Consider the following 19,818-nt stretch of genomic DNA (forward strand, 5'->3'; position numbering starts at 1 on the left):
TTCTCAGTGGGGCAAGCGAGCCCCAATTTACCAACCGGGCCCGGGGTGTCAACCCGCCTGCCGGCGCCATGTTTTCTTTTCTCCCCCATCGGCTAGAATATCTTTAATCGCCGGGATAACCGAACGTTGCCATCCAGGAGGTGCCATGGCTGAAGCGTTTCGTCCGAGACCCGTGTACATCGCCGATTCCTTCATGCTGCCGGTGGGCAAGTACGACGGCCGGCACCGCGAGAAGCGCAACTTTTTCCAGACCCTCGAGGCGGTACACGCGCTGCTCGATGGGGCCGCGGTAAAAAGAGAGAAGATCGACTGCGTGGTGGTGGGCAGCCAGAACCCCTTCGCCTTTTCCGGCGTCGACAATGTTGCCGCCAAGGCTGCCGGGGTATTGGGGATCAGCGGCGCCAAGTCCCTGCTGGTGGATACGGCCAGCTCCTCGGGGGCCAGCGCCTTCGAGGCCGCCTACATGGAGATCGCCTCGGGGCGCCACGAAAATGTGCTGGCCATCGGCATCCAGAAAATGAGCGATGTGGACACCGGGGCGGCGACCCGCATCGTTGCCGGGGTCATCGACCGCGAAGAGGCCGAGTTCGGCCTGACCATGCCGGCCTGCGGGGCGCTGGTGGCCGGGGCGCTGATGGACGAATTCGGGCTCGGGCCGGAGGACTGGACCGACTTCAGCGCCAGGCTGACCGCGCGCGCCCAACATTTTGCGGCGAAAAACCCCCTGGCCCACCTGGATTACGAAATCCCCGTGGAGCAGTACTACGCCGACATCGAAAACGGCAAGAACTACCTCTATTACGATCCGCTGCGCTATTACGATTTCTGCCCTATGTCCGACGGGGTGGGGGCCTGCCTGCTGACCAGCTCCCCCCAGGAGGTGGTGGTCGCCGGGGTGGGGTCGGGAACCGACATCCCGACCATCGCCGACCGCCGGACCTTCACCACCTTCCCGGCCACGGTCATCGCCCAGCGCTACGCCCTGGGGATGGCAGGCCTCAAGGATCTCGGCGAGCTCGAGGGGAAGGTCCATATCAACATGCACGACCCCTTCAACGGCTTTGGGCCCATCAATATGGCCGACCTGGGGGTGGTGCCCCGCGAGCGGCTGCTCGAGGGGCTGCTCGACGAGAGGCTGACCGGGGAATGGGGGCGCTATCCCACCAACCTCACCGGGGGGCTCAAGGGGCGCGGCCATCCCCTCGGGGCCACGGGGATGATCCAGATCGTGGAGAATCACCAGATGGTGCGGGCGGGGCGCTTCAAGGCGGGCCTGTCCCATTCCATCGGCGGCCCGATCAACAACAACGTGGTGATCCTGGTCGAGCAGACCCGTCATCTGGAAAAACGCAACCCCGTCCCTTACCGGCCCGACTCCCTTCCGGCCCTGTCCAGGCTCAAACCGGCGGGGGTCACCCTGGAATCGGTGTTTGCCAAAAAATCCCGGGTCGCCGCCCGGCTGGTGGCCCAGACCTCCCGCCACGACTACAAGAGCGGCGACCCCACCCGCACCCTGCTGCTGTTTGCCGCGCCGGTGGGCAAGGAGGAGTACCGCTTCCTGATCGGCCTCGATCCGGCGGCGAGGGAAACCCTGGTCCACCTGTCGCCCGGCGAAAAGCTGCTGCTGGAGAGGGTGGACCAGGAGATCCGGGTCAACGACGTGCCGATCCGCCGCTTCTACCGCCGGACCCTGGAGGGGATCATGGAGCTGGCCGACACCGCCAAGCGGCGCTTGCGTCGCAACCACCGGGAATGAGATCGGTCTTTTACCCGAGCCTGATCAACGGGCCCTTCGGCGACCCGGCCCTCTACGTGCGGGTGGCGCATCTCGGCGAGGCCCTGCTGTTCGACTGCGGGGACCTGCAGCGCCTGACCACCCGCGAAATGCTCAAAATCCGGGGGGTGTTCGTCTCCCACGCACACATCGATCACCTGATCGGATTCGACCAGTTGCTGCGCGCCTTTCTCTACCAGGACACCCAGCTGCTGCTCTGCGGACCGCCGGGGATCGCCGAGCAGATTGCCGGGCGGCTTTCGGGCTATACCTGGAACCTGGTCGAAGGCTACCCCTTCAGCCTCAGGGTGCGCGAATGGGGAGAGAAACTGGGGCGGCAGGTGGTGTTCCGGGCCGGCAATGCCTTTCGCCCGGAGGAGCAGGAGCCCTGGGCCTTCCCGCAGGGCCAGCTGCTGGAGCACTCCGCTTACGGGGTGCGGGGGGTGGCGCTGGACCATGGCGGCATCATCTCGCTGGGTTTCGCCCTCGAGGAACCGCTGCACGTGGCCATCCACAAGGACGCGTTGGAGTGCCGGGGCTACCTGCAGGGGCCCTGGTTGACCCGCTTCAAGGACCTGGTGCGCAGCGGCGCCTCGGCGGAGACGCCCACGCGAGTGCCCCTCGCCGCCGGGGGGGAGATCTCACGGCCGCTGGGCGAGCTGGTCGACGAGGTTGCCCATACCGAGCGCGGGATGAAGATCTGTTACGTGACGGATGCGGCCCCGGTTTCGGAAAATTTCTTGAAAATAACCCGCCTTGCCGACCAGAGCCACCTGCTGGTGATAGAGGCGCCGTTCAGCCACGAGGAAATCGATCGGGCCCGGCAGCGCAATCACCTCACCGCCCGCTTGGCGGGGGAACTGGCGCGCAGGGCCGCCGTGGCGCGGCTGCAGGTGTTCCACCACTCGCCGCGCTACCAGAGTACCCCTCAGTTGCTGGAGGAGGAGGCCAGGCAGGCCTTCGCGGGAGCGACCGTGGCCGGTCCGGGGTGAATCAGCTGCCGAATATCACTGGATTTGCCCACCGCGGAGCTGTGCAATTGCACAGTGTAATAATGAGAGCACTGTGCTATCGTGGTCGCCATGCGCCTGACCCTCAAACACCAGATCATTCTGGCTCCGGCCACCGTCCTGTTGCTGATGACCCTGCTGCTGGGTTTTCTGCAATATACCTACTGGGACCTGTCGATCAAGCGGCAGCAGGCCCGGAACCTGGGGACGGCGTTCGTCGCCCTGGCCGAGATCGACCTGACCACCCAGCGGCTCTACCGCCTGGCCATCATGCTGAGCGGCGAATCCCGCATCGAGCTCGGCCAGTTGCAGGCCATGGCCGAGTTGCACGCCAATCTCGGTGCGGCTGTGGAGCGGGTCATGGAGCTGATGCCGCTTCCCGACCGTACTGTGGCCCTGCTGCAGCAGTCGGTCAACGACCTCAATCCCGAGCGGGGATTCGACGCCGAGCGCATCCTGTCGGCGATTTCCATTCTGCGCCCCCAGCTGCTGACGCTTTCCGAGTTGACCCAGAAGCAGCGGGCCCGATTGCGGGACATCCAGGCCAGGGACATCGACGAGCTGGTGGCACGCACCACCCTGGTGAGCATCGTGGTTCTGGGCGCGGCCATCCTGCTGGGGATCTTCCTGTCGCTGGCCCTGGGGCGCAACATCCTGCGCCGCATCCAGGCGCTATCCGACAGCGCCGGGCGCATCGTCCGCGGGGACCTCTCGCCGCCGCCGGCGCCGGCCCGGGTGCGGGACGAGCTGGATGAGCTGGCCGTGTCCATCAACCGGATGACCGACCAGCTGATTCGGGTGGTGGGTTCGGAAAAACTGCTCGAGGGGGCCGAGGAGGAACGGCGCCGGATCGCCATGGACATTCACGACCAGACCCTCAGCGATCTCTCTTCGGTGCTGCGCGGCATCCAGGAACTCAAGCAGGCCAGCGATTGCCGGCCGCAGGCCAGTCGCCTGGAGGAGGATCTGCAGAAGGCCATGACCAACCTGCGGGAGGTTATGGACAACCTGCATCCGCAGGCCCTGGAGATCCTCGGCCTGGGGGCCGCCCTGCAGTCCCACCTGGAGCGGCATCTGTCCCGCGGCGATCTGCCGGAATACCACCTCTACGTAAGCCCCGAGGTCGATGCCGCGGGCCTTTCCCGCCTGGCGCGCCTGACCCTCTACCGGATCGCCGTGGAGGCCATTCACAACGTCATCAAGCATGCCCGGGCCAGCCGCTACGAGGTCGACATCGACCGGCGCGCAGGGGCCCTGGTTCTCGCGGTGGAGGATAACGGGGTCGGCTTCGACCCGAAAAACGGAGCCCTGGGACGCGGAAGAGGGCTGCACAACATCCAGGAGCGGGCCAACGCCATCGGCGCCCGGGTCGCCTGGAAGCCTTCGCGGTTCACCAGCGGCACCCGTTTTGAGTTGATCCTCCCGCTTCGCGAGAGCAGCACCCAGGAGTCATAAACCATGCCGGAAAAGCTGGAACTTATCATCGCCGAGGACAACCCCAAGGACTTCGAATTTCTCGAGCAGCTGATCGATGGCTGGGACTTCCCCTGCCACATCGAGCGGGCCAACAACGGCCAGCTGGCCCTGGAACTGGCCCTGAAGCAGGAAAATCCCCTGGTGGTCAGCGACATCCAGATGCCCGAGCTCAACGGCATCGAGTTCGCCCGTACCCTCTGGCAGAAGAAGCCCTCGGCCCGCATCGTGTTCTGGAGCCAGTACAAGGACGAGATGTACGTCAGGGCGCTGGCGCGCATCGTGCCTCCCGAAACGGTCTACGGCTACATCCTCAAGTCGAGCCCCCGGGAGCGCATCTCTTCCGCCATCCAAACGGTGCTCATCGACGAGCAGTGCTGGATCGACCCCGAGGTGCGCAAGGTTCAGGGGCGCGCCGGGCACAGCCAGACGGCCCTGTCTGACATCGAATACGAGGCGCTGGTGGACATCTCCCTCGGCCTCACCGACAACCTCATCGCCCAGCGCCGCTACCTCTCGCGGCGGGGGGTGCAGAGCCGCCTCAATTCCCTCTATACCAAGCTCGGCATCGACCAGGAGCAGTTTCACGGCGACAAATTCGGCGACGCCTTCAATCTGCGCAACCGCGCCGTGGCCAGCGCCCTGCGCCGCGGCCTGCTCAACGCCTTCGAGTTGGAGCACGAGGAGGAGGATTTTCAGGCCTGGCTCAAGCGCTTCAAGGGGAGCCAGCGGATCAGCTGAGGCAAAAACCGCCGCGAGGACCAAAAGCGAAATTCAGCTGTTGACTTGCCGGAAAAGTTTTGGTATCTAATACGCCCCGTCGGAAAAAGCGCCGATACGATCAGCGCGGGAATAACTCAGTGGTAGAGTGCAACCTTGCCAAGGTTGAAGTCGCGGGTTCGAATCCCGTTTCCCGCTCCAGAATAACGAAGCCCCGCAGGAGAAAAATCCCTGCGGGGCTTTGAGTTTTGGCCAGGCACGCCAAAGGATCAGCCACCATGCAGCTGGAAACCTTCCTCCACGCGCTCACCTCCTATTTCGTCATCATCGACCCCATCGGCGCGGCGGTCATCTTTCACGGCCTCTCCGACGGCGAGGAGCGCCGCTACGCGATCCGCATGGCGATCCGCGCGACGGTCATCTCCATCGCCATCGTGCTGGTCTTCGGCTTCTGCGGCGAGGCCCTGCTCACCCGCCTCGGCATCACTATCGACGCCCTGCGAGTCAGCGGCGGGCTGCTGCTGTTCTACACCGCCTTCAACATGATCACCCGCCAGGGCGGCAGCGGCTACAGCAAGTCGGGCTACACCCTCGACATCTCGGTGTTTCCCATGTCGATCCCCCTCATCGCCGGGCCCGGCTGCCTGACCCTGACCATCCTGCTCTTCTCCCAGGTCGAGGGGCGCGTGGCGCTTCTCTCCCTGGTCCCCGCCGTGCTGCTCATCTACCTGCTGACCCTGGCCATGCTGCTGGCGGCCCGCTACCTGAAAAAGGTCATCGGCAAGACCGGCGACGACATCCTCCAGCGCCTGCTCGGGGTGATTCTCGCCGCCTTGGCGATCCAGTTCATTGCGGATGGGATCCGCGGGATCGCCGGGTAAGGAAAAGGCGGTCCTCCGGCCCTCCCGCGGGTGCCGAATGCAGGCGGGCCGTGGGGAGAGTGGACAAAGCTGGTGGGAACAAAGTCTCCCAGAGTTGAAGGCTGGCCCGAACCAAAAAAATCCCCCTGCTCCATGGGCGAGCAGGGGGATTTTTTTTCTCGGTGTTGCCGGGGGGGGCTCAGTCCGGGGTCGCCTCGCCGAGCAGTTCCATCAGGTGCAGCACCTGCTGGGGCATGCCGGCCTCGCGCACGCCCCAGGCGAGCTGCAGGTGGCAGCCGGGGTTAGCGGTGACCAGCGCCTCGGCGCCGGTGGCGCGGACGTTGCCGAGCTTGCGGTCGAGGACCTTCTGGCTCTCCTCCGAGTACTTCAGACCCCAGGTAGCCGCCGAGCCGCAGCACCAGCTCGCCTCGGCCATCTCGCGCAGTTCGACACCGGGGATCTGTTTAAGCAGCTTGCGCGGCTGGGCGCTGACCCCCTGGGCGTGGCAGAGGTGGCAGGGCTCGTGGTAGGTGACGGTCTTGTTCACCGGCTTGAGCCCCTCGGTGCGCAGCCCCACCTCGGCGAGAAACTCGGTGATGTCGCGAATCTTGGAACGGAATTTGGCCAGTTTCGCGTGCTCGGCCTGGCCTTCGAGCAGCTCTTCGTACTCCTTGAGGGAGGCGCCGCAGCCGGCGCAGTCGGTGACGATGTAGTCCACGTCCTGATCGAGGAACAGATCGAGGTTGAACAGGGCCAGCTCGCGGGCGGTCTGGCGGTCGCCCTCGGAGAGGTGGGGGGCGCCGCAACACTTGGTGTTGCGCGGAGTGATGACCTCGAAGCCCTGGTGGACCAGCACCCGCACGGTCTGGCGCGAGACCCCCGGGTACATCAGGGTCATCACGCAGCCGAGAAAGAAGCCGACCTTGCCGCGCTTCTTGCCCTTGGCCTCGATGCGCTCGGGCAGTTGGGTGCGCAGCGGCTTGTCGAGCTCGGGGAGCATCCCCTCGGCCTTCTCCATCCAGCCCGGGCCCAGCTTGAGCACCTTGCTGTGGCGCACCAGCCACTGGATGCCGAGCCGCTGGTAGAGGCGGGTCGGGAGCATGGAGGTCTCGAGCTTCTCCGGCGAGGGGAGCATCTTCTGCAGGATGAACTCGCGGAAGGCCTTGCCGGCGGTGCCCAGCGGGTAGAAGGCGTGGGACTGGCTGCGGCAGATCTCCATCACCTCGCCGGCGCGCACCCCGGAAGGGCAGGCGGTGGTGCAGGCGCGGCAGTCGAGGCAGAAGAAGGATTCTTCCTTGACCGCCTGGGTGAATTCGAGTTTCTGCTCGGCCACCGCCCGGGCCAGGGCGACCCGGCCACGGGGGCTGGAGCGCTCGCGCCCGGTCAGGGCGTAGGTCGGGCAGGTCGGCAGGCAGAAGCCGCAGCGCATGCACTGCAGCACGTCGTCGTAGTGGGGTGCGTCCTGGGGCTTGAAATTGCCCTTGAGATCTTTATCGTCAGTGCGAGACACGGAAACCCTCCTCCACGTGGGGCTTGCTGCAGGGGTCGCCCTCGTCGAAGATCTTGCCGGGGTTGAGCAGCCCCTTGGGGTCGAAGGACTGCTTGATGCGCTTCATGACCGCCACGCCGCCGGGGCCGATCTGCCGGGCCAGGTACTCCTTCTTGGCCAGGCCGATGCCATGTTCGCCGGAGACGGTGCCGCCCCAGGCGAGAACTTTTTCGTAGAGCTCGTTGTAGAAGGCGTGGGCCCGCTGCATCTCGTCCGCGTTGCGCTCGTCGCAGAGCACCGTGGGGTGCAGGTTGCCGTCGCCGGCGTGGCCGAAGGTGCCGACCTTGAGCTGGTACTTCTCGGTCAGCCGCTCGATCTCGTCGAAGGTGTCGGCGAGCCGCGAGCGAGGCACCGTGGCGTCTTCGAGCAGGGTGGTGGGCGAGACCCGGGCCAACGCCGAGAGGGCGGTGCGCCGGGCGGCGGCGAGGCTGGCGGCCTCTTCGGCGGTCTTGGCCACGTGGACTTCGGCGGCGTTGACCTCGCGCAGGATCTTCTCCACCGCTTCGGCCTCCTCGGCGACCATCGCCGGGTGACCGTCGACCTCGATCAGCAGCAGCGCCGCCATCTGCCGGGGCAGGCCGATCTTGACGTAATCCTCGACGCAGTTGATGGTCGCCTTGTCCATGATCTCCATGGTCGAAGGGATGATCTTGGCGGCGATGATCTTCGAGACCGCCTCGCCGGCGGTGCGCATGTCGTTGAAGTAGGCGAGGAAGGTGCGCTTGTCCTTCGGCGGCGGGATCAGCTTGACGGTGATCTCGGTGATGATGCCGAGGGTTCCCTCGCTGCCGCAGAGCAGGTCCTTGAAGTTGTAGCCGGCCACGTCCTTGACGCTCTTGCCGCCGGTGGTGAGGATGCTGCCGTCGGGCAGCACGCACTTGAGGGCCATGACGTAGTCGCGGGTGACGCCGTACTTGAGGCCGCGCAGGCCGCCGGCGTTCTCCATGACGTTGCCGCCCAGGGTCGAGATCTTTTGCGAACCGGGGTCGGGCGGGTAGAACAGTCCCTTGGCGGCCACCGCGTTGAACAGGTCGAGGGTGACCACCCCGGCCTCGACGGTGGCGGTGAGGTTCTCTTCGTCGATCTCGAGGATGCGGTTCATGCGGGTCAGGCAGATCACCATCCCCCCCTGGACCGGCACGCTGCCGCCGGAGAGGCCGGTCCCCGAGCCCCGGGGAACGATGGGCAGACCCTCGCGCTGGGCGATCTCCATGGCGGCCAGCACCTGCTCGGTGCTGGTCGGGTAGACCACCACCTCGGGCAGATGGTGCACGCCTGGGGTCGAATCGTAGCCGAGGACCAGCAGGTCTTCCTTCTCGTACAGCACGTTCTGAGCGCCGAGCTTTTCCTTCAGATGTTCTATCGCGGTTGTTGAAATCATCGAAACCTCGCTTGGATTAAAATCTCACTATGCCGGTTATCTTTGCGGTCGCCAGGTGTTTACGGGCGGTCGCGGGGATGTCGGTTCGTTCCGGGCAGGCGATGGCTGGAGGTGGGAAGCCCGGCGGCAGGAGCGGCCTTGGGGGCCGCTCCTGCGTCGAGGGTACCTAGAAACCTTCTTCGTGAAAGCCTTCGGGGATGCGTACCAGCAGCACGGGGGTGGTGGAGCTGTGGATGACCTTCTGGGCCGTGTTGCCGAGCAGCGCCTCGCCGAGGCGGGTGTGGCGGTGGGTGCCCATGACGATCAAATCGGCCTTGAGCCGCTTGGCCTCTTCGAGGATAACCAGGGGCGGGTGCCCTTCGTCGACCAGGATGTCGGTAACCCGGCTGCGTCCCTCGGGGTCGTTGCACAGCTCTTTCTCGCAGAGCAGTTCGAGGCGCTTGACGATATCCCCTTTAACTCTTTCCTGAGCCTGCTTGTGCATCTGTTCCGACTTCTCGTGAGTGATGTGCAGCTCGACCAGGCTCTGGCCGAAGGGGCTCAGCGGCTCCATGGCATGCACGATGGCGATTTTGGCCTGGTGGGCCTGCGCCAGGCTCAGGGCATAGCGAAACACGTGGGGAGCACCCTCGCCGAGGCCGGTGGTATACAGGATGGTGTTGATTTTAGGTAGCATCGCTTTTCTCCGCCCGAGTTAACAGGGTTGCTTGTTCCCGCGTCCGTTCAGCCGCCGAAGAAGACCGACGGCAACCAGGTGATCAGCTCCGGGAAGACGATCATCAGCACCAGGCCGACGACCTGGATCCCGACAAAGGGCAGAATCCCCTTGTAGATGTCGCCCATGGTGTATTCCGGCGGCGCCACCCCTTTGAAGTAGAACAGGGCGTAACCAAAGGGGGGCGTCAGGAACGAGGTCTGCAGGTTGATACAGACCAGCATGGCGAACCACAGCGGGTTGAAGTCGAGGTCCATGGCGATGGGGGTGAAGATCGGCACCACCACCAGCAGGATGGCGGCCCAGTCGATGAACATCCCCAGGAAAAAGACCACCGCCATCATGATCGCCAGCACCACGTAGGGGCTCACGTCCATGCCGAGCAGGGCGTCGGAGACCACGTCGCCGCCCCCCATGCTCAAGAATACCACGCTGAACAGTTTGCCGCCCACGAACAGGGCCATGATCATCGCGGTGGTGCGGGCGGTGGAAACGGAGGCCTGCTTGATGACCTCCCAGTTGAGCTTGCGGTTGAACAGGGCCAGGATCATGGCGCCGACGCCGCCCAGGGCGGCCGCCTCGGTGGGGGTGGCGACCCCGGCGAGGATGGTCCCCATGACGATCAGGATCAAGCTGAAGGGGGGCACGAAGCTCTTCATGGTCATGGAGATCTTCTGCGCCGCGGTGGCGGTGCGCTCCTCCGGGGGGATCGGCGGGCCCAGGTCGGGGTTGATGGCGCAGCGTACCCCGACGTAGAGCAGGTAGAGCAGCGAGAGGATCAGGCCGGGGAGGATCGCAGCGGCGAACAGGTTGCCGACCGAGGTCTCCTTGAGGCCGGTCAGGCCGCCGTAGACGACCAGCATGATGGAGGGCGGAATCAAAATCCCCAGGGTCCCCGAGGAGCAGATGATGCCGGCCGACATGCCGCGGTCGTAGCCGCGGCGCAGCAGTGCGGGGCCGGCCATCAGGCCCATGGCGACCACCGAGGCGCCGATGATGCCGGTGGTAGCGGCGAAGACCGTCGAAACCACGATGACCGCTAGACCCAGACCGCCGCGCAGGCCGCCGAGCACGATGTAGAGCGCGTCGAACAGCCCCTCGGAAACCTTGGAACGGTCGAGGATCTGGGCCATGAAGATGAACAGCGGCACTGCCACAAGCGTATAGTTGAGAAAAATCCCCCAGGCGTTGTTGACGAACAGGTCGAGCAGCGCGGGGACGTTGAATCCATTGTCAATCAAGCCGTACAGGGTGGCCACGCTGGCCAGGGTCACTGCCAGGGGGTGGCCCAGGGCAATGGCGCCCACGAGGGTGGCGAACATGAGAATTGTCAGTATTTCAGGGCTCATTGGCTAAAGTCTCCAGGGTCGGACAGGGTCTGATCTTGTTTAGCTGCGCAGGCTGCGGAAGTCGTGAATCAGTTTGGCCACACCCTGGAGGAAGAACAGGACGAAGCCGATGGCCATGATGGTCTTGTACGGATAGATCGCGGGAGCCCAGGAGCTCGAGGCCAGTTCCGACGCCTGCCAGGAGGTGGCGGCGTAAATCACCGCCCAGACGGCGAGCAGACCGATGGTCGGGATGAACAGAACCAGGTTGGCGATGATGCGCAGGATGGTCCGGGGCCTGGCCGGCAGCCTGGCCTCGAAGATGTCGATGGAGACATGGCCGTCGTACTTGTGCGCATAGCCCAGGGTCAGCATGTAGTGCATGCCGTAGATGAAGGTGGTCATTTCGAAAGCCCAGGCGGTCGGCGCGTTGAAGCCGTAGCGCATCATGACCTCGAAACCCACTACCCCGACCATGGGCAGGATGAGAAAGGCGGAGATGAAACCGATTTTCTCGTTCAGGGCGTCCAGCGCCCGCTCGATGATGAGCATGGGGTACCTCTCGATTCGGTGTGACGTGCGGTGTCCCGGAGATCCGGGGAAACAGGCGGCGGGGGCCGTTGGGGCCCCCGCCGGCTTATGATTTACTGCATGCGCTTGCCGTTGATGAAGTCGTCGATCGGCCAGGGGGTCAGGCCGCCGCGGATTTCACGCCACTCGGCGAAATCCTTCTTGAACTGCTCCTGGGAGTCGAGGGTCTTCTTCACGTCGGGGTGCTTGGACTTGAGGTCCTCGAGGTACTCCTTGGTGCGCTTGGCGAAGGAGGTGATGGCATCGTCGTCCATGCGCACGAACTCGACCTTCTCCTTGAACAGCTTGATCGCCTCGATGTTCAGGTTCTCCTGCCAGGCGCTGGACCAGAGCTGGGTCTCCTTGGCGGCGATGTCGATGATCCACTTCAGGTCGGCCGGCAGCTCGTTGTAAGCGTCCTTGTTGATGAAGATGGCGCACTGCACCGAAGGCTGGTGCACGCCGGGCTCGATGACGTATTTGGTGATCTCGTCAAAACCCATGGGGTAGTTCATGGCCGGGGAGCTGAACTCGGCCGCGTCGATGACGCCGCGCTCCAGGGCCAGGTAGACCTCGCCGCCGGGCAGCGGGGTGACGCTGGCGCCGAGGCTGTTCATGATGTCCATGTACCAGCCCGGGGTACGCACGCGCATCCCTTTGAAGTCGGCCATGGTGGTGGCCTTTTTGTTGGAGAAGAAGCCCATCTCCTGGCCGCCGTTGCCGCCGGGGAGGGCGTAGAGGTTGTAACGCCCGTAGAGTTCCTGCATCTGCTCGAGGCCGCCGCGCTCATAGAGCCAGATGTTGTAGCCCTCGGTGTCGAGGCCGAAGGGGACCGAAGCAAAGGAAACGAAGTTTTCGTTCTTGCCCTTCCAGTAGCCGGGCCAGTCGTGGCCGATCTGCGCCGAACCCTTGCTTACCGCGTCGAAGCTCTCCATGGCTCCGACCAGTTCGCCGGCAGAGAAGAGTTTGATTTCAAGGCGGCCGCCCGAGGCGAGCTCCACCGAGTCCGCAAAGTGCTGGGCCATGTCGTAGAACAGCAGCCCCTTGGACCAGGGCATGACCATCTTCCAGCGGAATTTCTTGTCCGAGGTCTTGATGGTCCGCAGTTCTTTCTGGACCGCCTCATGGCGTTTGTCGGCGCCGAACTTCTCGCGCTTGGCGGCGAAGGCGTTGGGCGCGAGCAGCAGCGAAACCGCGACCAGCAGGCCGACCAGGGATCTGAACCTTTTCATCAGACTTCCTCCTATGCGATGGGTTAACAGATTGAGCCGGCGACATTGCCGGCCTCATGGCGTTTTACCCCTGCCAACAAGTCTATGGTCGGCAGGCTGGAATTCAAGCTCGTTAGGTAGAATAAAAGGGCACTTGCGGCCGCAGATCGGCATTTTTCTGGTCTGCATATTTAATGGTAATACCATTGCACTTTAGGTGGAGGCATGGGGAAAGTCAAGGGAAAAAACAAATATCGTTTGAATTTGATCGGTCGCAGTTTTCAGGATGTTGCGGTGCGTACTGGTAATTCACGGTTTTGATGGTATTACGATATTTATTTCCAGCTTTGAAAGGGGCCGGATGGGGCGGATTTAGCCTTGACAGGTTCACGGAGTGTCTTTTAGGATGCCTCTTGAGCTAGACTGGTAAGACCATTTAACGCCGAGGTGTTCATCATGTCAGGAAACGAGTTGATCGAAGGATTCATGGAGGCGGCCCGGCGCGTCGGCGCGGCTGTGGAACGTTGTCCGGACCTGGCTGCCGCGGTCGATTACGTCCGCAGAAACGCCGGGGGGACTCTGCTCCTGCCGACTTTCGCCAGCGGCGAGCGACTCGGGATCGCCGAGCGCTTGCGTGAGGCCGGAGTGGAAGTGCTGGATGCCGATTTCCGCCAGCATGCGCCGAAGGCGGCAGCCGGGCTGACCGGCGCCAACTTCGCCATCGCCGACACCGGCAGCGTGGTCCTGGAGAGCACCCCCGAGCCGATCCGTCTCGCCACCACGCTGCCCGAACGGCATTTTGTTCTGGTCGATGCCGGCAAGGTGGTGGCCAACGGCCTGGAGGCGGCGCCGATCCTGCGCCAGTTTCACCAGAGCCAGCCACGCAACTACCTCGCCTACATCACCGGCCCAAGCCGCACCGCCGACATCGAGCGGGTTCTGACCATCGGCGTGCACGGCCCGAAGGAACTGCATGTCCTGGTTCTCGAGGGGATTTCGGACGATTACTTGGAGATGTAAGCCTTTATCCGACCGATCAGTCTGATCTGACCGATCCGTCAGATTCGTTCGCGATAGCGAGAGGAATACCATGAACAAAGAACGTACCCGCCAATACAAACAGCGCATCGACGCGGCACTGGCCCAGCCCAAGTTGTCCGAGGCCCTGCACAAGTTCGGCGACGCTTACCTGATCTCCAGGCAGAACGCCTTTGCCGGCCTCGATTTCGAGGCGCTGCGCGGCGAGATCGCCGAGATGAAGGACCAGGTCCGGGAAAACCGTCAGGAGCTGCTCGAACAGTTCACCCGCAACGCCGAGGCCGCCGGAGCCAAGGTCTTTTTCGCCAGGACCGCCGAGGAGGCCAACGCCTACATCGCCGAGCTGGCCCGCGAGAAAGGGGTGACGGCGGTGGCCAAGAGCAAGAGCATGGCCAGCGAGGAGACCCATCTCAACCATGCCCTTGAACATGTCGGCGCCAAGGCCGTCGAGACCGACCTGGGCGAGTGGATCATCCAACTCGCCGGCCAGCGCCCCAGCCACATGGTCATGCCGGCGATCCACATGTTCAAGGAAGAGGTCGCCGAGCTGTTCGGCAAGGTCACCGGCAAGCAGGAGCCGGCGGAGATCGCCCACCTGGTCCAGGTGGCCCGCGAGCAGCTGCGCCAGGCCTATTTCGATGCCGGGATGGGAATTACCGGGGCCAACATCGCGGTCGCCGAGACCGGCGGCATCGCCCTGGTGACCAACGAGGGCAACGCCCGGCTGGCCAGCACCCTGCCGAAGATCCACGTCGCCCTGGTGGGGATCGAGAAGCTGGTGCCGACCCTGGAGGACGCCGCCAAGGTGGTGCGCATCCTGCCCAAGAACGCCACCGGGCAGCTGCTCACCTCCTACGTCACCTGGATCCGCGGCGCCGTCCCCTGCGGCGAGGAGCAGAAGGAGCTGCACATCGTGCTGCTCGACAACGGCCGCAGCGCCCTGGCCGAGTCGCCCCACTGCAAGGACGCCATGCGCTGCGTGCGCTGCGGCGCCTGCGCCAACGTCTGCCCGGTCTACCAGACCGTCGGCGGGCATGTCTTCGGCCACATCTACATCGGCGCCATCGGCATCATCCTGACCGCCTTCTTCCACGGCCTGGACAAGGCCGCCGAGATCGTGCGCGCCTGCATCGGTTGCCGCGCCTGCGTGGCGATCTGCCCGAGCAAGATCGACCTCGAGGGGATCATCCTGCACCTGCGCTCGGTGGTCGGCGACGAGGAAGGGATCGGCACCGCCAAGTCCATCGTCTTCAAAAAGGTCATGCGCAACCGCAAGCTGTTCCACTCGCTGGTGCGCGCCGGCAGCCTGCTGCAGAAGCCGGTCAGCAAAGGCGAGCGCACCATCCGCCACCTGCCGGCCTACTTCTCCTCCTTCACCGAGTGGCGCACCCTGCCGACCATCGCCGAAAAGCCGCTGCGCGACCAGTTCGACAGCGTGGCGAAAAAGCTCGACAAGCCCCGCTACCGGGTGGCCATGTTCGGCGGCTGCGCCAACGACTTCATCTATCCGGAGATGGGCGTTTCGCTCATCAAGGTGCTCAACCACCTCGGCGTCGAGGTCTACTACCCCCAGGAGCAGAACTGCTGCGGTATCCCCGCCCTCTACTCGGGCGACCGGGAGACCGCCGTGGAACTGGCCGAGCAGAACGTCAAGGCGATGCTCGCGGAAAACCCCGACTACATCGTCACCACCTGCCCGACCTGCACCATGGCCCTGAAGCGCGACTTCGTGGAGCACCTGCAGGACAACCCGGTCTGGGCGCAGAAGGCCGAGGAACTCTCCGCGAAGACCATGGACGTCTCGGCGTTCATCGTCAACGTGCTGGGCGAGGCCGCGGCCTTCCAGGGCAAGGCGGCGGCGGAGAAGGTCACCTACCACGACTCCTGCCACCTGCGCCGCGGCGCCGGGGTCTGGCAGGAACCGCGAGAGCTGCTCACCACCTCGGGCAAGGAGCTGGTGGAGATGGCCCATGCCGACCGCTGTTGCGGCTTCGGCGGTTCCTACTCCTTCACCAGCCACCCCAACATCTCCAAGCAGATCACCCGCGACAAGGTGGAGGACATCGAGAAGACCGGCGCCGCCACCGTCGCCATGGACTGCCCCGGGTGCCTGATCATGCTGCGCGGCGCCCTCGAGAAGCGGGGCCTGCCGGTGCGCGCCGCCCACACCGTGGAGCTGCTCGCCGAGGCCCTCGAAAAGTAAATCTCTCCAACCCCTCAAGGGGTTTTCTCTCTCGCCCCGGCCTTTGGCCGGGGCATTTTTTTGTTTTTTCGGATTAATTATCGATCTTCGGTGGATGGTTCCTCCCCCTTCAAGGGGGAGGTCTGGAGGGGGATGGGGTTGATTTGCGACCTGCCCCTGCAGGGCCCATCCCCACCCCGGCCCTCCCCTTGAAGGGGAGGGAGATGGCGTAGTCGTCCTGGAATGCTTCAGCTGAAGATGCGCCGGAACAGCCCCTTTTTTTGTTGTTCGCGCTTCTCCTGCAGCAGCCGCAGCCCCTTGCGGGCCATGCTGAGGCGGGCGTCGAGCTTGAGAGCCTTACTGAACTCGGCCTCGGCGAGGTTGTCCTGGCCGGCCTCGAGCAGCATCCAGCCCTTGAAGGCGAACCCCTTGCCGGTGCGTTCCAGGGTCAGGGCGCTGTTGAGCAGTTGGCGGCTCTTTTCCAGCACGGCTCGGCTGGCTGCGTTTTTCGGGTTGCGGTAAATCGCCCAGGCCAGGTGCGCCAGGTAATCCCCGTTGCCCGGGGCGATGTTGCAGGCATCCTGCAGGGCCTTCTCGGCATTGTCCCACTCCTCCATCTCGATGAACACCTTGCCCGACTGGGCCTGCACCTGGGCCTGGAAGCGCTCGTCCCCCTTCTGCCCCAGGCCGATGCGGTCACTGCCCAGCAGCTCGTCGTAGCGCTCCTTCTTGACCACGTCGGAGAGGGTGTTGTAGGCGGTGCTGACCGTGGCGAGGATGTCCTCGACCAGGCGGCCGTCGACCCCGGAGAGGCGCATCATGGTGTCGGGGCCGAACTGGCGGGTGAAGGCGAAATAGCGCTCCTTGAGCATCTCGAAGGAGAACTTCGCCTGGTTCATGCCGAAGATCTCGTAATAATTCTTCCCCTTGAGACCCTGGAATACCCGGCGGATTTCCGCGGACTCCCCCTGGTCGCCCCCGCCGGCTGGCAGGGGCGAGGCCTCGGGGACCAGCGGCGCCTCGGCGGCGGTCTCGACCAGATCGGAAAAGCTCTCCAGGGGCTCGGCCGGCGGCGTGTTGGCATCCTCCTCGATGGCGTTGAACTGGGTCCGCTGGGGGAAGTCGGGCTGCGGCTGGGCCGCGGCCGGTTGTTCGGAGAGGGCCAGCATCCCCAGGGCATGGAGGGTCTGCGCCAGGGGCAGATGGGCGGTCTTCATCTCCAGGCATTCCATCAGCTGGCGGTTGCCGTCGAAGCGTTTCAGCAGGTGTTTGTCCGGGGCGGGCAGGCTCAGAAAGTTGATGAATCGGTGGTAGTTGGCGCCGGTGGCTGCATAGCGGTTGAGGTGGTTCTGCAGCAGGGCCTGGCAGGCGGGGTGGGTGGGATGTTTCAGATACCCCTGGTAGAGCAACTGGGGGAGATTGATGGTCACCGGCTGCGCGGCCTCGAAGGCGGCGCAGGGTTTTTCCGTCGCCGTCATGGGGCCCCGGGCGAAGCCCTGGAGCAACTCGCCGGACAGATAATCGAGCTTGGCCTGCACCATTTCCGGGTAGTCGAGGCAGCCCATATGCACCACGGCCTCGCAACGGGACTGGCCCGGCCCGCTGTAGTAGGCGTACTCCGCGTCGGAGAGCAGCTGGCGACTTCGCAGGTATTGGCCGAAATCCCCGTACCGGAACCCGGGGACCAGCGCCACCGGCGCGCCGTCGAGAAAATAGACGGACCTCTCGCTTCTGCCGTCGCTGAGCTGCAGTTCCCCGGAAAAGCGGGCGAGAAAGGCCCGGACCAGGTGTCTGTCGATGGTTTCCGCGGTGGGGGCGGCGGTCTTGAGGGCCCTGTGTACCTCATCGAGCAGGGCCGCCGCGCGAAACGGTTTTTCGAGGTAGGCGCTGGCGCCGAGGGCTTTGGCCGCCCTGGCGTACTTGTCGCCCTTGTAGATGCCGGTGATGACGATGACCGGCAGGTCCTGGTGGCGCAGGTCCTGGCGGAGCTTTCTCAACAGTTCGATGCCGTGCAGCCCGGGGAGCTTGAGATCCAGGACCAGCAGGTCCGGTGGGGTTGCCAGCACGCTGTTCATGGCCTTGACGCCGTCGTCGACCCGTTCGGTGGCCAACCCCTGGCGGCGCAGCAGTGTCTCCAGTGCAACGGCGATGCTGTCGTTGTCCTCGGCGATCAGTATCCTGGGCTTCATGGGCTCACCGTAATTGGCCTTGCGGGCAGTTGAAAAGCCTCTCAGCGGCGCAGTTGATAGCGCCTTACGTTGCGGTTGTGCTCCTCCAGGGTCGCAGCAAAAACGTGGGTGCCGTCGCCGCGGGCCACAAAATACAGATGGGGTGAATCGGCCGGGAAGGCGGCCGCCCTCAGGGCGTCCTCCCCCGGGCTGGCAATGGGGGTCGGCGGCAGCCCTTTCATCCGGTAGGTGTTGTATGGCGTCGGGGTCTCGAGGTGCTTCCGGGTCAGGTTGCCGTCGAAATTCTCGATGCCGTAGATCACCGTCGGGTCGGCCTGCAGCATCATCCCCCGTTTCAGGCGGTTGTGAAACACCGCGGAGATCACCGGCATTTCCGCCAGGTTGCCGGCCTCTTTCTGGATGATCGAGGCGAGGGTCACCAGCTGCTGCAGAGTAAAGCCCCGCTTGCGGGCCGCCTCGATCAGCTCCTGTCCGGTGCGCTGCTGGAACTGGCTCACCATGAGTTCGACCAGCCGCTTCTGGGAAATGCCGGCCACCACCGTGTAGGTCTCCGGGAACAGGTAGCCTTCCAGGGTCGGCGAGGCGATGCCCAGCCCGGCGATGAACTCGGGGTCGCCGGTGAGTTTGAGAAACTCTGCGCTGGTGCCGAACCCTTCGGCTTCGAGGCGCTGGGCGATCTCCCGCAGGGCCATCCCTTCGATGATGGTGATCTGCCGGCGGATCACGTCGCCGGCGATCAGCCGGTCGAGCACCTGGCCGGGCGTGGCCGGGGCGCTGAATGCATAGTCGCCGGCCTTGATTCTGCCGGCATCGCCCCTAAGGCGGGCCAGCAGGGTGAAGCGCTTTGCGCTGGCGATCACCCCTTCGTCTTTCAAGATTCCTGCCACTTTGGCAAATGAGGTGCCCGAGGCGATGGTGACGGTCCGGGCCTGGGGTGGTGCGATGGGCTGAAACAGGAAGGATCCGAACCAAACCGCCGGAATGATTAGGATAAACGAAGTGGCCGCGAGAACGGCCCGGGTAATGGTATGGCGACGGGTCATGGCAGGCCGGGCCGCGGAAAGGCAGGGTTCAAGTCAAAAAGCCGGACTATGTTAGAAAGATTCGATGAGAGATGTCAAGCGTGAGTTGGTCCGGGATCAGGCCTTGAAACGGCTTTCCGTGCCGTTTTTGAGACGCTCGATGTTGGCGCGGTGGCGGAAAATGACCAGGGCGCTGATCGCCATTGTGGCCAGAAAAAGAGGCAAGGAGCGGTTCACGGCGAGCACCAGGAAGGGGATGGCCCCGGCTGCGCAGATGGATGCCAGCGAGACGTAGCGCCACTGCCAGAGGATGGCTGCGAACAGGGCGAAGGCCCCCAGAACCGCCAGGGGCGAGAGGACCAGGTAGATCCCCAGGGCGGTCGCCACCCCCTTGCCGCCCTTGAAGCCGAGGTAGACCGGGTAGCAGTGGCCGAGAAAGGCGGCCAGGGCGACCAGGCCGAGTTGCAGGTCGGGGTAGCGCAGCACGGCCGCGGCGTAGAGAACGGGAATCACGCCCTTGAGGGCGTCGCCTACCAGGGTGAGAATCCCCAGCCGACGACCGGCGACCCGGTAGACGTTGGTCGCCCCGATATTGCCGCTGCCCGACTGGCGTACGTCGCCGACCCCGGCCAGGCGGGTGAGCAGGACCCCGGTGGGAATGGCGCCGATGAGGTAGGCGGCGATAAGGGCAGTGGCGAGTCCGAGCATGAATTCCCCCAAAAGCAGCAAAGCGGCCGCAGCCGCTTCGATTCCCCTGAAAATACAAACACCTTTCTAGCATGGCTGCTGCAGGAAA

The 19,818-nt window shown here is 64.4% G+C and carries 16 protein-coding genes and 1 tRNA gene; 8 read left to right on the forward strand and 9 right to left on the reverse strand.

Going from position 1 to position 19,818, the window contains the following annotated elements:
• Positions 1–145: 145 nt before the first annotated feature.
• The 6 genes from DESUT3_RS02985 to DESUT3_RS03010 all read left to right on the forward strand — a co-directional run bounded on the left by DESUT3_RS02985 (position 146) and on the right by DESUT3_RS03010 (position 5,858).
• Positions 146–1,756 (forward strand): thiolase family protein, encoded by a 1,611-nt coding sequence (locus DESUT3_RS02985; RefSeq protein ID WP_221250990.1) that lies wholly within the window; start codon positions 146–148, stop codon positions 1,754–1,756.
• A complete protein-coding gene (locus DESUT3_RS02990) occupies positions 1,753–2,766 on the forward strand; it encodes a ribonuclease Z (protein WP_221250991.1) in 1,014 nt (337 codons plus the stop codon). Before DESUT3_RS02985 ends, DESUT3_RS02990 begins: the two co-directional genes overlap by 4 nt.
• A 90-nt stretch (positions 2,767–2,856) precedes the next feature.
• The gene (locus DESUT3_RS02995; protein ID WP_225911678.1) at positions 2,857–4,239 is read left to right on the forward strand and encodes a HAMP domain-containing protein; all 1,383 of its coding nucleotides are present in this window, start codon (positions 2,857–2,859) and stop codon (positions 4,237–4,239) included.
• A gap of 3 nt (positions 4,240–4,242) precedes the next feature.
• Positions 4,243–4,998 (forward strand): response regulator transcription factor, encoded by a 756-nt coding sequence (locus DESUT3_RS03000; protein WP_221250993.1) that lies wholly within the window; start codon positions 4,243–4,245, stop codon positions 4,996–4,998.
• A 105-nt stretch (positions 4,999–5,103) separates the two neighbouring features.
• Positions 5,104–5,178, forward strand: a tRNA-Gly gene (locus tag DESUT3_RS03005).
• 77 nt (positions 5,179–5,255) lie between these two features.
• Positions 5,256–5,858 (forward strand): MarC family protein, encoded by a 603-nt coding sequence (locus tag DESUT3_RS03010; protein WP_221250994.1) that lies wholly within the window; start codon positions 5,256–5,258, stop codon positions 5,856–5,858.
• A gap of 178 nt (positions 5,859–6,036) precedes the next feature.
• Here the strand turns inward: DESUT3_RS03010 and DESUT3_RS03015 are convergent, their stop codons facing one another.
• From DESUT3_RS03015 to DESUT3_RS03040, 6 genes are all read right to left on the reverse strand, one after another.
• On the reverse strand, positions 6,037–7,347 hold the full coding sequence (locus DESUT3_RS03015) for a (Fe-S)-binding protein (RefSeq protein ID WP_225911605.1): 1,311 nt from the start codon (positions 7,345–7,347) through the stop codon (positions 6,037–6,039).
• Positions 7,334–8,767: an FAD-binding oxidoreductase gene (locus DESUT3_RS03020; protein WP_221250995.1), complete on the reverse strand. Its 1,434-nt coding sequence runs from the start codon at positions 8,765–8,767 to the stop codon at positions 7,334–7,336. Before DESUT3_RS03020 ends, DESUT3_RS03015 begins: the two co-directional genes overlap by 14 nt.
• Positions 8,768–8,933: 166 nt before the next feature.
• The gene (locus tag DESUT3_RS03025; RefSeq protein ID WP_221250996.1) at positions 8,934–9,443 is read right to left on the reverse strand and encodes a universal stress protein; all 510 of its coding nucleotides are present in this window, start codon (positions 9,441–9,443) and stop codon (positions 8,934–8,936) included.
• Positions 9,444–9,490: 47 nt separating this feature from the next.
• Positions 9,491–10,831, reverse strand: coding sequence for a TRAP transporter large permease (locus DESUT3_RS03030; protein WP_221250997.1), 1,341 nt, complete (start codon positions 10,829–10,831; stop codon positions 9,491–9,493).
• A 39-nt stretch (positions 10,832–10,870) separates the two neighbouring features.
• On the reverse strand, positions 10,871–11,362 hold the full coding sequence (locus DESUT3_RS03035) for a TRAP transporter small permease subunit (RefSeq protein WP_221250998.1): 492 nt from the start codon (positions 11,360–11,362) through the stop codon (positions 10,871–10,873).
• A gap of 92 nt (positions 11,363–11,454) precedes the next feature.
• On the reverse strand, positions 11,455–12,612 hold the full coding sequence (locus DESUT3_RS03040) for a TRAP transporter substrate-binding protein (protein WP_221250999.1): 1,158 nt from the start codon (positions 12,610–12,612) through the stop codon (positions 11,455–11,457).
• A 435-nt stretch (positions 12,613–13,047) separates the two neighbouring features.
• Here DESUT3_RS03040 and DESUT3_RS03045 point away from each other — a divergent pair, with 435 nt between their 5' ends.
• Both DESUT3_RS03045 and ldhH read left to right on the forward strand, forming a co-directional pair.
• The gene (locus DESUT3_RS03045; protein ID WP_221251000.1) at positions 13,048–13,611 is read left to right on the forward strand and encodes a LutC/YkgG family protein; all 564 of its coding nucleotides are present in this window, start codon (positions 13,048–13,050) and stop codon (positions 13,609–13,611) included.
• A 70-nt stretch (positions 13,612–13,681) separates the two neighbouring features.
• Positions 13,682–15,832, forward strand: coding sequence for an L-lactate dehydrogenase (quinone) large subunit LdhH (gene ldhH, locus DESUT3_RS03050; RefSeq protein ID WP_221251001.1), 2,151 nt, complete (start codon positions 13,682–13,684; stop codon positions 15,830–15,832).
• A gap of 227 nt (positions 15,833–16,059) precedes the next feature.
• Here the strand turns inward: ldhH and DESUT3_RS03055 are convergent, their stop codons facing one another.
• The 3 genes from DESUT3_RS03055 to plsY all read right to left on the reverse strand — a co-directional run bounded on the left by DESUT3_RS03055 (position 16,060) and on the right by plsY (position 19,730).
• Positions 16,060–18,000 carry a response regulator gene (locus DESUT3_RS03055; RefSeq protein ID WP_221251002.1) on the reverse strand — a complete coding sequence of 647 codons (1,941 nt, stop codon included), beginning with the start codon at positions 17,998–18,000 and terminating at the stop codon, positions 16,060–16,062.
• 41 nt (positions 18,001–18,041) lie between these two features.
• Positions 18,042–19,043 (reverse strand): endolytic transglycosylase MltG, encoded by a 1,002-nt coding sequence (mltG, locus tag DESUT3_RS03060; protein ID WP_221251003.1) that lies wholly within the window; start codon positions 19,041–19,043, stop codon positions 18,042–18,044.
• Positions 19,044–19,139: 96 nt separating this feature from the next.
• Complete coding sequence (plsY, locus tag DESUT3_RS03065) at positions 19,140–19,730, reverse strand: glycerol-3-phosphate 1-O-acyltransferase PlsY (protein ID WP_221251004.1); 591 nt, start codon at positions 19,728–19,730, stop codon at positions 19,140–19,142.
• Positions 19,731–19,818: the final 88 nt, after the last annotated feature.

Source organism: Desulfuromonas versatilis (assembly GCF_019704135.1).
Classification (GTDB): domain Bacteria; phylum Desulfobacterota; class Desulfuromonadia; order Desulfuromonadales; family NIT-T3; genus Desulfuromonas_A; species Desulfuromonas_A versatilis.